This is a genomic window from Heyndrickxia oleronia, from assembly GCF_017809215.1.
GTDB lineage: Bacteria > Bacillota > Bacilli > Bacillales > Bacillaceae_C > Heyndrickxia > Heyndrickxia oleronia.
The window spans coordinates 438,215-451,154 of the sequence record NZ_CP065424.1 but is presented as its reverse complement, the minus strand read 5'-3'; the positions used below and the strand labels follow the sequence as shown (position 1 = coordinate 451,154).

Genomic DNA, 12,940 nt, shown 5'->3' with positions numbered 1-12,940 from the left:
ATTAATAGGTGATAAATATATGAGAAGAAAAAGAAAACCTCTTTTAAAAATGATTGTCTTCATTAGCATCTTTATATTGTTTTGCCTACTATTATATGTCATCTTTTCTCAATCAGCAAAGGACCGTGCGACTAGTTTAGTAGATGACTTTTATCAATATGAAAAATCAGGAAACTTCGGTGGTTCATGGATTCTCTTCCATCCATTGATGAAGAAAAAATTCAGTCAAGATGATTACATCCAAAAGAGAGCCCACGTTTTCATGCAGGACTTTGGTGTAAAAACATTTAGCTATACAGTAGGAAAAGCAAAGCATCTGAAAAGCTGGAGATTTTCCAAAGAGAGTCCTAAACTAAAAAATGTTTATCAAGTTCCTATTACGCAAACATTTAAAAGCACTTTCGGAAATTTCACCATCCATCAAAATGTATACGTAGCAGAAAATAAAGATAAATGGACCATTCTCTGGTCCTATGAAAAGTAGAGCCATTAGTATCCTCTCACTAGTGGCTTGATTTATGCTCTTTTCCCAAATATTGTTGCTATATATGAAAAGTTTTTACTAATAAGACCACTTCACCTCTCTGTTCTCTGGGAAAAGAGCTACAAACTACAAAAAAACCGCTTCACCCTTTTTTACGGGTAAAAGCCGGCAGTTGGGCTTTTACAAAAGCTACAATCATTACGAAGAAAATTTATTTATGCTCTTTTCCCAAATATTGTTGCTATATATGAATAGTTTTTACTATTAAGACCACCGCACCTTTCTGTTCTCTGGGAAAAGAGCTACACACTACAAAAAAACCGCTTCACCCTTTTTTACGGGTAAAAGCCGGCAGTTGGGCTTTTACAAAAGCTACAATCATTACGAAGAAAATTTATTTATGCTCTTTTCCCTTATATTTTTGCTATTTATGAAAAATTTTTACTAATAAGACCGCTTCACCTTTCTATTCTCTGGGAAAAGAGCTACACACTACAAAAAAACCGCTACACTTTTTTTCTCTAACAAAATACTAATAAAAAAGAGTTGTTTGTAAGCGCTATCTTGTTACAATAGATTTATATAATATTTAAATCATTCGAAGATTCTTTTCTTCTTTACTAGTCTATTGAACATTGAAAAATGAATGAAGTCATTGTTCAACATTCCTTCATAGATACATGTACTAATAACATACAAATAGAACATGGCCATTCTATATAAAAACAAGGGAGGAATTTTGTGAAGAAGACAAAAAACAGATGGTTGATTGCCTTGTCTGGAGTTGGGATTCATATTTGCATCGGCTCTGTATATGCCTGGAGCAATTTTACCAATCCATTAATTCAAGAATTTGGCTGGTCTGCCAGTCAGGTACAAATGACCTTTAGTGTTGCCATCCTCTTCTTAGGTCTCTCTGCTGCATTTTTAGGTCATTTTGTAGAAAAACATGGGCCACGGAAAGCGGGATTACTTGCATCCATCTTCTTTGGAATTGGTGTTTTCGGTTCTGGTTTTGCTGTTCATGCCGGATCCTTGCCATTACTTTATCTTTTTTATGGAGTATTAGGGGGAATTGGTTTAGGTGTTGGCTACATCACTCCTGTATCCACCTTAGTAAAGTGGTTCCCTGACCGCCGTGGCCTTGCAACTGGCCTTGCTATTATGGGATTTGGCTTTGCCGCTGCGATTAGTAGTCCGATCATGGATGCACTTATTAAAGGATTGGGAACCGCTAATGCGTTCTTCATCCTAGGTATTGGCTATTTTATCATTATGACATTATCTTCACTTTATCTTGAAAAGCCTGCAGAGGATTGGAAGCCTAAAGGATTTTCGGAGCAAAATAGGCGAAAAAAAGCTCGGGTGACTACCGATCTATCTCAATTAACTGCAAATGAATCGATAAAAACGGCACGTTTTTATTATTTATGGTTCATGCTATTTATTAACACAACTTGTGGAATTGCCATTCTTTCTGCAGCTAAGCCGCTAGCTCAGGAAAGTATCGGGCTAACAACAACGGAAGCAGCTGCACTTGTTGGAATCCTTGGTTTATTCAATGGCTTTGGTCGCTTAGGCTGGGCATCCATCTCAGATTATTTCGGACGTGCGAATACGTACACAACCTTCTTTGTTTTACAAATTATTTTATTCGCTGTTCTCCCACATACGACTATTTCCATTATGTTTCAAATCATGCTAGCGATTATTTACACATGCTACGGTGGTGGTTTTGCTACCATTCCTGCCTTCATAGGTGATTTATTTGGAACCAAACAATTAGGTGCTATTCACGGATATATTTTAACCGCTTGGGCAGCAGCTGGATTAGCCGGACCATTATTTGCTGCCTGGATTAAGGATATTACTGGAACCTACGCAAATAGCTTAACTTTTTTCTCAGGATTATTCATTATCGCATTTATTATCTCCTTAATTATTCGTATTGATATTAAAAAGCTAAGAGAGAAAAAGATACAACAATCAACGACAAAAACCGCATGAACTTGAACACAAATAAGAAGGAAAGGTGGATAAAATGGGAAAAACAAAACATCAAGGTCCAATTAAACTACCAAAAACACCTGATCCGAAGCTTTGGGTCAGTCCTATTCCTTTTGGTCTTGGAAAAATAAAACCAAAGCATATTCGAGATACGATGAAGGTCGTCTGGGAAAATCGTGACAATCTTCCCTACGCAACAAGGATACTAACACAGGGAGTATGTGATGGATGTGCATTAGGGGTAGCTGGTCTAAGAGATCAAACTTTGACAGGTCCCCATGTTTGCACAACACGTTTAAATGTTCTTCGTTTAAACACGATGCCTGCAATGAAAGAATCTATTATTCATAGTGATATAGACGAACTACAAAAGTTTAGCAGTGCAGACCTTAGAAAACTAGGTAGGATCCCCTATCCCCTTTCAAGAAAAAAAGGAGAAAAAAGGTTCACTCGAATTTCTTGGGATGATGCATTAAACCGAATATCCAAAAAAATAAAAACCATTGATCCAAAACAACTTGCCTTTTTCTTAACATCTAGAGGGATAACAAATGAGGTATATTACACTGCAGGCAAAATGGCTCGATTTCTAGGCACGAATAATATAGACAATGCGTCGAGGATTTGCCATTCACCAAGTAAAACTGCCTTGAAACGCTCACTTGGTATTGGTGCATCGAGTTGTAATTATCAAGATTGGATTGGGACCGATGTTCTTATCTTTTGGGGATCTGTTGCAGCAAATAACCAGCCAGTTTCGACAAAGTATATGTATGCAGCCAAAAGAAAAGGAACGAAAATTATATGTATTAATCCATACCGTGAACCTGCTATGGATGGCTATTGGGTACCTTCTATTCCTGATTCTGCCTTATTCGGGACAAAGCTTGCTGATGATTTTTATCAAGTGAATATCGGTGGAGACATCGCCTTTATGAATGGGGTGATGAAGCATTGGTTCGAGATGGAAGAAAAAGAAGTAGGATCTGCTATTGATCACCGTTTTGTTAACGAGCACACAATTGGTTTAGAAGAACTCAAAGCGCATATAGCAAAGCAAGACTGGGAGCTATTGGAACATTCTTCTGGGCTCTCGAAACAAAGAATGCTGGAATTTGCACAGTTACTCGCAAACGCCAAAAGTGCTGTATTTGTCTGGTCTATGGGCTTAACACAGCATCGATTTGGGACGGATAATATTTCACAAGTCGCCAATTTAGCGATGCTCCGTGGTTTCATTGGTCGTGAACATTGTGGTGTTATGCCAATCCGTGGTCATTCAGGGGTTCAAGGTTCTGGTGAAATGGGAGCCGATCCTTTTGTCTTACCTGGTGGAGATTTTGATGCAAAGAATATTGAACGCCTTGAAAAGATATGGGGTTTTGAAATTCCTAAATGGCAAGGTGATATTGTTGGCGTTTCGATTGAAAATGCCATGCTTCCTGAAGACCACGAGCGACGATTGAAGGTATTCTACACCTCAGGTGGAAATTTCTTAGAGACGATGCCCGATCCGACGTTCGTCAGAGAATGCTTATCCAATGTAGAACTTCGCGTTCATCAAGATATTATTTTCAATACATCCACGTTAGTTGAAGCAAAAGAAGAGGTTATTGTTTTACCTGCAATGACACGTTATGAACAACCAGGTGGTGGTACATCTACATCTACTGAGCGGATGGTCTACTTCTCCCCAGAAATTAAAGGGCCACGAATAGAGGAAGCCCGTTCAGAATGGGAAATCTATGTTGATTTAGCTTCTCGGATTAAACCAGAAGCAACGAAATATTTAAATTTCACATCTGCCGAGCAAATACGTAAAGAAATTGCAGTAGCCAACCCAAATTATGATGGAATTCAATATTTAAAGGAAAAAGGCGATGTTTTCCAATGGGGTGGTGCCTGGTTATGCGAAGATGGAGTATGTCCTACTGAGGATGGACGTGGACATTTGTTAAGCATTGAACTCCCTGAGTTACGAAAGCCACAAGGACATTTTTATGTGACTACACGTCGAGGGAAGCAATTTAATTCAATGATTTACAATGAAACTGATTCCTTTAACGCGGCAGACCGTTATGATGTGCTCATCAATGCAGAGGACGCAGCTGATTTAAATGTATCCGAAGGTGAAGCAATTGTTCTATTCAATCAATATGGATATTTTCACGGTCGTGCCAAATTTGCGGATACGAAACGAGGAAATCTTCTACTCTTCTGGCCTGAAGGTAATGTTCTTATTCCAAAGGGCGTGTATGAAGAATATGCAGGGATACCTGAGTATAATACAGCTGTTATTGTGGAAAAAGCAGAAACCTATCATGCCCATAAAGATACAAAATACATTGAAAAGCGAATTGAAGATTTGGAAATGGAAATTAGTTAACGCCCTTCCTCGCCTGGCATACTTTCAGTTAAAGGGATACACATTTATACAATTTAAGGGAAAGAGGGGGTGCCATGAAAAATATCATTACACACACAAAGACACTTAAATATAATGATGGAACATTAACAAATATACAGGATAATATCGCCATTGAATTTCCTTTAACGATTATCATTGATGGAGAGGAATTTGCGACGATGGTTTGCTCCCCCACCCATCTAGAAGAGCTCGTTATAGGGTTTCTAGCGGCAGAAGGTCTAATACGACTCTCTTCTGATATTGAGCATCTTTCTATCGATGAAAGTCTTGGATTTGCCTATATAAATTTAAAAAACAAGCAATCTATTAATAAGGATTTCTATTCGAAACGTTTTATTGGATCTTGCTGTGGAAAAAGCAGACAATTTTACTTTCATAATGATGCAAGAACAGCAAAGACGATTCAAAGGACTACCACCTTAACCATCGATCAATGCTTTCATCTAATGAAACTAATGCAAGAACAATCAACTGATTTCAAACAAACAGGCGGTGTCCATAATGCGGCACTATGTACTTCAGATGAATTAATCATTAGTCGTACCGATATTGGTAGACATAATGCACTTGATAAAATTTATGGATATTGTCTTCAAAAGAAGATGCCCCGAGCAGATAAAGTCCTCGCCTTTAGTGGTCGTCTTTCTTCTGAAGTATTATTAAAGGTGGCAAAAATAGGCATAGGAATTATTCTTTCCAAATCTGCTCCTACAACATTAGGAATTGACCTTGCAAATGATTTAGGCATTACGATGGTAGGATTTATTAGACAAAATCAATTAAACGTATACTCCCACCCTGAGCGAATTATCTTAAATCATGCGCAGCTATAGATTTAATTTTCATAAAGCTATTGTCTCAAACATTATATCGGGATCGACTTTACTTTAGACACTGTATTAATTTTTATACTTTCTCATATTTCAAAAAAGCCGTCTGAAATATTTGTCTCAGATGGCTTTTTTCATGGATTTATTCATTCTTCCCTAATTTTCGTTGATACTCAGCAATTCTGTGATAATCCTCTTCCATTTTTCTACTGATTGAAAGGAAAATGGACATTAATTCTTCATACGTTTTAGTATTCTGAGCATTCGGTTCGATATCGTTAGTAGAGCCAATCATTTCTTCTACCACTTCTAATTGCTCAATTTCACCTAATGCATATAATCCTAAAACAACTGCACCTAAGCATGAGCTTTCGAAGCTCTCAGGTATGGTCACAGGCTGTCCAAAAACATCCGCCATAATTTGACACCACAGCTTTGAACGAACGAAGCCTCCACTCGCATGAATCTTTTTCGGTTCCCCGATTAATTCCTGTAAGGCAAGCATAACACTATAAAGATTATAAATTACACCTTCAAGCACCGCACGTACAAGATGAGCACGGGTGTGATATAGCGCAAGTCCAAAAAACGATCCTCGTGCATCGGCATTCCAAATTGGCGCACGTTCGCCCGCCATATACGGGTGGAAGATTAGTCCATCTGCTCCAGGAGCTATCTTTTCAGCCATTTCTGTTAGTAGCTCATATGCATCTGCACCAGACTTCTCTGCTTGTTGAATTTCAGTCTGGCCAAATTGATCACGGGCCCATTGGAAGGTAACTCCACCATTATTTACTGGACCACCAATCACCCAATGATCCTTGGTCAAGGCATAACAAAATGTTCGTCCCTTCGGATCAGTTAATGGCTTATTGCTAACAGTCCGTATTGCCCCACTTGTACCGATCGTAACAGCTAAAACACCGGGTTTAATGGCGTTTAATCCTAAATTGGAAAGAACTCCATCACTTGCTCCTACTACAAAAGGGGTCGCCTTGGAGATATTCATTTCATAAGCAAACTGATGGTCTATTTCATGCAAAACATGTGTTGTTGGCACAAGGATTGGGAGCTTCTCCTCTGTAATTCCTGCAATTTCTAATGCTTCTTTATCCCATTGCAGTGTATTTACATTAAACATTCCTGTAGCTGAAGCTAATGAGTAATCCATTACATATTGATGAAACAATCTATAAAAAATATATTCTTTTATGCCGATAAATTTATATGTCTTCTGAAAAACATCTACATGTTCATTTTTCAACCATATTAATTTCGTAATCGGTGACATCGGATGGATTGGTGTTCCTGTTCGACGATATAAATCTAATCCTCGATTAGATGCTTTTAATTCTTCCGCATATTTCACACTTCGATTATCTGCCCAAGTAATACTTTTCGTTAGTGGAGTGCCTTGGTCATCAACTGCAATGACACTGTGCATAGCTGAACTAAAAGAGATAAAACTTAGCTCATCCTGTCGTATCTTACTTTTATTCATTACTTCTCTAATAACTGTGATCACCGCTTGAAAGATTTCTTCCGGGTCCTGTTCAGCAATAGATGGAGTCGGATTATAAAGAGGATACCCCTTTGAAAAAGTTGTAATAACCTCGCCACTTTTTGTAAAAATGACTGCCTTTGTGCTTGTTGTTCCTATATCCACACCCATCATATATAACTGTTTCATGTTTTATTTCACCTCAAGTTTTGGTATAACTAAAAAATCGGCAAGGGGCTGCTACATAAGTGTCTAACACTTTGCTTATAGCAGCCCCGAATGATCATTTACTAATATTATACTATTACACTTAATAATAGCACGATTATGAGTGAAACGATGGAAAGAAGTGTTTCCATAACCGTCCATGATTTTAATGTTTGAGCGACACTCATATTGAAAAATTCTTTCACCATCCAGAAGCCCGCATCATTCACATGTGACAGAATCAATGATCCTGAACCAATAGCTAAAACGATTAATTCTGTATTAACACCATTCACACTGGCTAAAACTGGTGCAACAATTCCAACTGCTGTTGTCATCGCAACAGAAGCTGAACCTGTTGCTACACGAATTAATGCTGCTACTAACCAAGCAAACAAGATTGGAGAAATATGCGTATTTACAGCAAGGTTAGCTATAGCATCTCCAACCCCACTCGTAATTAAAACATTCTTGAAGGCTCCTCCCCCACCAATGACTAAAATAATGGTAGCGGTAGGTGCTAAACATTCACCCATAAAGCTTGAAAGCTGCTGTTTATTAAAGCCCCTAGCATATCCAAGAGTGAAAAAGGAAACGATGACTGAAATCAATAGCGCAACAATTGGTTTTCCTAGGAACCCACTCCATTCTGATAATGTCTTACTCTCTTCTAAAACATCACTTAAAGATCCAATTAACATTAAAATTACTGGTAAAAGAATGGTAAATAGTGTAATTCCAAAGCTTGGTAACTCCTTTGAATCCTTCTTTGAAAATTGTTCTGACAATGCTTTTGGCATTTCTAGACCAGATATCCTTTTTGCGATAAACGAACCAAAAACTGGCCCGGCAATTATAACGGATGGAATTGCTACAATTAATGCGTAAAGTATAGTTTTAGCGACATTTGCATTTAAACCTTCAACCGCGATCATCGGTGCTGGATGTGGTGGCAAAAGACCATGAACAGTTGATAAACCTGCTACCATCGGAATTCCTATTTTTAATAGTGACATCCCCGATTTCCTTGCTACGGTATAAACTAATGGGATTAAAAGTACAAGTCCTACTTCAAAGAAAACAGGAATCCCAACGATAAAGGCAACAATCATCATTGCCCAATGAACCTTACGCTCGCCAAACTTATTCAACAGTGTATTAGCTATTTGGTCAGCTCCACCGGACTCAGCCAGCATCTTCCCGAGGATTGTCCCTAAACCAATAATAACTGCTATAGAGCCAAGCGTATTTCCCACCCCATCTTGGATGGCATCTGCCACATCAGGAAGTTTCATTCCTGCTAGCATACCTAGTATGACAGAAGTTAATAATAGAACAACAAATGGATGCCATTTTACTTTTGCAATCAAAAAGATCAAAAGGATAATAGCGATCAAAGTGTAAATTAATAGACTTATATCATGACCTGACATCTTTTCCATACCTCCTAGAAGAACACCATTGATAAGGCTTACATTCTTAGCCGTAATCGGTTCCATTTTGTTATAAAACCATTCCCTACTACGTTGTTTATATTAAAGACGTAATAGCAACGGAAAAATATTAAACGTTTACATTAATATTGAAGAAATATTTTTTCATCACATTACTATTTTACGATAAAAATTTTTTATTTCAACATTTTTGATTAAGAATATTTTTCCTACATATAAAATATTTCTTAAATATATAAGACTAAAGCGGATGAGTAATCATTCGTAAAACAGATAAGAAAAACCTTAAATGTCTGTTATTACTTGTATACGAGGGGTGAAATCATATTCTACGGTATTTTTCTGATAATAATATCTAGTAATTCTTAACAAGAAACCTTTACCAACAACTTTTTTCGAAACCGTTTACAAAAACAGTGAGAATTGTATTACAATATAATAGATATAAGTAATAGAAAGAGGTTTTTTACAGATGGGAGCAAATTTTAATAACTTCCCCTGCTTACCTAGAATCCGAACAATGTACTCTCAATTTAGTGAAAAGGAAAAAACGATTGCCGATTATATATTAGAACACCCTGAAAAAATCATTCATTCTACGATTAACCAAGTGTCTGATGATTTATTTGTTGCTGATGCAACGGTCTTCCGTTTTTGTAAACGAATCGGTTTCAATGGTTTTCAATCAATGAAAATCGCACTAGCTTCAGAGATTGTCAACCCTATACAAGATATTCATGAAACCATCCAAGAGGATGATACTGAAAAAGAAATAGCAGAAAAGGTGTTCAAAGCAAATATTCGGACACTAGATGATACATTAAATATTTTTAATGAAAATCGTTTTGAGGATGCTATCGAAATGATTATGAACGCAAGAAGAGTTGAATTTTACGGGAATGGGGGTTCAGGGGTTATTGCAATGGATGCCCATCATAAATTTTTAAGAACTGGCATACAATCAGTCGCTTATACTGATTCCCATTTTCAAATAATGTCAGCATCACAATTAACTGATCAAGATGTGATTGTGTTGATTTCTCACTCAGGGTCTAATAAAGATATGATGGATGTTCTACAAATTGCCAAAAAAAATGGAGCAAAATCAATTGGAATTACCAATCTAGCGAAATCCCCCTTAAGCCAAAAGGTAGATATACCATTATTTACTGCTTCCCAAGAGACAGATTACCGATCTGAAGCACTCTCGTCACGTATTGCGCAATTAAGTATCATTGATGCTCTTTATGTAAATGTCATGGCCAAACTTAATAATGCTGGCCATGAGTCACTTCATAAGATGCGTGAAGCTGTTTCTTTAAAAAAGTTATAATCCAAAAGGGGCATCTATTAATGCTAAACCATTAATAGATGCCCCCTTTATATGATAAGTTCTTTACCTGTTAGTAAATCCATAGCTACTATAATAAATTCTTAGAAAGGATATTCTACTATGGTTGGGCTCTTCTCAAACAATATCACTTTTAAATATTTTAACTAGTATATAAGTTGAAAATTTCCCAAATCAATTAACCGAGAAAAGAGCATCTAGCTTCACAAGTATCACTGTAGCTTTGAAATAAAGATTGACTAAAACCTTAATATAAACACTGATTTAGCCACAAATGGAAGCCATTCATTTAAAACAAAGATTGATCAAAATGGAGAATTCCCTTGTGAATACATGAACAATTTTTATAAAAAAGTTTGATCAAAATATTTTAGAAATCCCCATATAACAATGTTTATTTAAGAATTCAGCTTTCCAAACGGTTAAACTTTTTTATAAACATCGCATCTTTTTTATAAACGGTGCAACTTTTTTACAAACAGTTCAACTTTGTTTTAAACCAACAGTTCATAGCAGCAACCCTGTCACTAAGCCTATTAGGAAAAATATTGGGATATTGGTTAATAAGGAGTACATTACATATTAGTCATGTATGTTCACAAAAAATCCTTGTTGGTTTAATTTTGTTAATAGGTGTTCACTTAAAATGATAGGAGGTGTGATTTCGATGAAAATAAATTTACCCATTGAAGATGTAATCAGTTCAATTGTAATCAAAGGGCCATCGATTAGCCTTAATAAAGAAGCCATCATAGGTAAATTGCCAGAAGCAACCGTTAGTCATCTTGAGCAAAAAGTTAATGAGATCAATCAGTCAGATATTGAATTGAAGACTAATAGTATCGTTGAGACGCTTATTATTTCTGTTGTAAATCACCTTTTAACAAGTGTTATTGGCCTCATAGTGAATATTGGTTATGCGGAATTTTGTAAGAGATATGAAGCTCATAAATTGTATGGGGGTTATTGTAACGAATGAGTTAATTCTTATTATCTCATTCCTCTTATTAATGGTGATGTAGCCAAGAGGTAAGGCAAAGGTCTGCAAAACCTTGATCCTCGGTTCGAATCCGAGTATCACCTTTCGTATTCGAGGAGGTAAAAAATGAAATCACTAGAAAAGGCGTTAGAGGACTACACTAATTTAAAAATTAACCTGATTAAATCATCTCAATGTATAAAGAGCTGTAATGAGGAAAGCGAAATTGAAGAATACCAAGATTTATGTATTTCATATGCTACTGAAATAAAAGAACTCAAAAAAGTAGTAAAGGATACTTATGGTATAAACTTATGCGTTTGCCATCAAGATTGTATAGAGCAGGATTGATAATATATGCAATACAGATTTTAGAGAACGTGAGACACGTTCTCTCTTTTGTTGTGGCAAGGGGTTGCATAAATGTTTATAAAAAAAGTAATAACAACTTTCCGTTTAATAATTTTAAAAAAGGGGTTCCATTAACTAGGGGGTTTCTTTGAAAAAACTCCAAAATTTAGGTGGGTTATCCCTGAACTCTATTTTTTGTGACTTTTCAAATATTTTAATACAAAGTTCTTGTTGTAAGTCATTTTTATCATTAGGGTGTACATTTGAAAGTTTTTTTCTCATTGTTGCATTTAATTTATTAATAAGGGATGGATGTAAGTCACAACATAATTCATCAAGATTCACTATCATCACTCCTCAAATAATTCTTTAATTTAATTATAGCTTTTCTATGGGTGTTTGATATATTCTGAGGGCTTGTATTAAACAAATTTGCAACTTCCGATCTTGTTAGCTCGCGGTGATAGATCAGTTCGAGGACTTTATACTGGAATTGTGTAAGTTGGTCTAATGCAGCAAATAACTTCTCATCGCTAATGGCCTCATATAAAGAATGATATTGTTCACGAGTGTTTTCATTGTCACTGTATAAACTAAGATGTGTAGACGCATGTTCGTTATTACTTGAATCTATTGGTTGATCCAAAATTAATGAATACCTTTGCTTCATTTTTCTTTCTTTCTTCTCAAAATCTATAGAATAAATGCGTATTAAACTATTAAGATATGTAAACTTGCGAATCTGTAGGTAGTAGTTATTAAATGCGTTTTCCACCTTGAGCTTATTTTCTTTGCTTGGATCATTGATAGCCTTTTCAAATAATTCGAAGTGATTTTCATCTTCTAGGAAAGTCCTTAGCAAGTTATTATCTAGAATGTTGTTTTTTAGTAAGATAGACTTCACTATATTGCTACAGTTAGATAATGTCATTAATTGTCACTCCTTCAAAAAAATTTCCACCTACTTATATAAGTGAAATAGCCTTGTGAATTATAAACTGGATGCTCACATATATTCTGTTTTAAAAAAATTCACTAGCAGACTGGTTTACATTTTTTGAAAAAATACACTTTTAGTAATAAAAGAAAGGGAGTGATTAAAAATGAAGATAACAGTGTATTCGAGTGATACATGCCCTCATTGTGTTTCTTTAAAAAAATGGCTCAAAAATAATCAAATAGACTATATCGAAAAGAATGTTAAAAAGGCTAAATTTGCTGAGGAATTGCAAAATAAAGGTATTAAAGTTATTCCCTACATGACAATTGAAGATGAAAATACTAAGGAGGTAGATTCCTTCGTAGGGTTTAATCCAAAGATATTAGCAGAAAGATTGTTATAAAAGAT

General features: G+C 36.0%; 12 protein-coding genes and 1 tRNA gene. 9 read left to right on the top strand and 4 right to left on the bottom strand.

The features are described 5' to 3' along the window. Nucleotides 1-19: 19 nt before the first annotated feature. The 4 genes from I5818_RS02360 to fdhD all read left to right on the top strand — a co-directional run bounded on the left by I5818_RS02360 (nucleotide 20) and on the right by fdhD (nucleotide 5,752). A complete protein-coding gene (locus tag I5818_RS02360; RefSeq protein ID WP_139358051.1) occupies nucleotides 20-484 on the top strand; it encodes a hypothetical protein in 465 nt (154 codons plus the stop codon). 741 nt (nucleotides 485-1,225) lie between these two features. After that, nucleotides 1,226-2,491, top strand: coding sequence for an L-lactate MFS transporter (locus I5818_RS02355; RefSeq protein WP_078109352.1), 1,266 nt, complete (start codon nucleotides 1,226-1,228; stop codon nucleotides 2,489-2,491). Nucleotides 2,492-2,525: 34 nt separating this feature from the next. Then, nucleotides 2,526-4,877 (top strand): FdhF/YdeP family oxidoreductase, encoded by a 2,352-nt coding sequence (locus tag I5818_RS02350; RefSeq protein ID WP_078109353.1) that lies wholly within the window; start codon nucleotides 2,526-2,528, stop codon nucleotides 4,875-4,877. A gap of 74 nt (nucleotides 4,878-4,951) precedes the next feature. Beyond that, complete coding sequence (fdhD, locus tag I5818_RS02345; RefSeq protein ID WP_078109354.1) at nucleotides 4,952-5,752, top strand: formate dehydrogenase accessory sulfurtransferase FdhD; 801 nt, start codon at nucleotides 4,952-4,954, stop codon at nucleotides 5,750-5,752. A 139-nt stretch (nucleotides 5,753-5,891) separates the two neighbouring features. Here fdhD and gntK read toward each other — a convergent pair whose 3' ends face one another. Both gntK and I5818_RS02335 read right to left on the bottom strand, forming a co-directional pair. Further along, nucleotides 5,892-7,424 carry a gluconokinase gene (gntK, locus tag I5818_RS02340; protein ID WP_078109358.1) on the bottom strand — a complete coding sequence of 511 codons (1,533 nt, stop codon included), beginning with the start codon at nucleotides 7,422-7,424 and terminating at the stop codon, nucleotides 5,892-5,894. A 122-nt stretch (nucleotides 7,425-7,546) separates the two neighbouring features. After that, nucleotides 7,547-8,899, bottom strand: a complete 1,353-nt coding sequence (locus I5818_RS02335) for a GntP family permease (RefSeq protein WP_078109355.1) — start codon at nucleotides 8,897-8,899, stop codon at nucleotides 7,547-7,549. Between the two features lie 484 nt (nucleotides 8,900-9,383). Between I5818_RS02335 and I5818_RS02330 the strand changes: the two genes are divergently transcribed. The 4 genes from I5818_RS02330 to I5818_RS02315 all read left to right on the top strand — a co-directional run bounded on the left by I5818_RS02330 (nucleotide 9,384) and on the right by I5818_RS02315 (nucleotide 11,592). Next, on the top strand, nucleotides 9,384-10,244 hold the full coding sequence (locus tag I5818_RS02330) for a MurR/RpiR family transcriptional regulator (protein ID WP_058004048.1): 861 nt from the start codon (nucleotides 9,384-9,386) through the stop codon (nucleotides 10,242-10,244). Between the two features lie 664 nt (nucleotides 10,245-10,908). Beyond that, nucleotides 10,909-11,241 carry a hypothetical protein gene (locus I5818_RS02325; protein ID WP_139358215.1) on the top strand — a complete coding sequence of 111 codons (333 nt, stop codon included), beginning with the start codon at nucleotides 10,909-10,911 and terminating at the stop codon, nucleotides 11,239-11,241. 33 nt (nucleotides 11,242-11,274) lie between these two features. Continuing rightward, nucleotides 11,275-11,345: transfer RNA gene (locus tag I5818_RS02320), tRNA-Cys, on the top strand. Nucleotides 11,346-11,367: 22 nt separating this feature from the next. Further along, nucleotides 11,368-11,592 carry a hypothetical protein gene (locus tag I5818_RS02315; protein WP_071977199.1) on the top strand — a complete coding sequence of 75 codons (225 nt, stop codon included), beginning with the start codon at nucleotides 11,368-11,370 and terminating at the stop codon, nucleotides 11,590-11,592. Nucleotides 11,593-11,727: 135 nt separating this feature from the next. Here the strand turns inward: I5818_RS02315 and I5818_RS02310 are convergent, their stop codons facing one another. Continuing rightward, entirely contained in the window at nucleotides 11,728-11,937 is a 210-nt protein-coding gene (locus I5818_RS02310; RefSeq protein WP_071977200.1) for a hypothetical protein, read from the bottom strand. Next, nucleotides 11,927-12,523: a sigma-70 family RNA polymerase sigma factor gene (locus I5818_RS02305; protein ID WP_078111198.1), complete on the bottom strand. Its 597-nt coding sequence runs from the start codon at nucleotides 12,521-12,523 to the stop codon at nucleotides 11,927-11,929. The genes I5818_RS02310 and I5818_RS02305 overlap by 11 nt, the downstream gene beginning before the upstream one ends. Before the next feature lie 172 nt (nucleotides 12,524-12,695). On the opposite strand from I5818_RS02305, the gene I5818_RS02300 reads away from it, so the two are divergent. Further along, nucleotides 12,696-12,935, top strand: a complete 240-nt coding sequence (locus I5818_RS02300; RefSeq protein WP_078111197.1) for a glutaredoxin family protein — start codon at nucleotides 12,696-12,698, stop codon at nucleotides 12,933-12,935. Nucleotides 12,936-12,940: the final 5 nt, after the last annotated feature.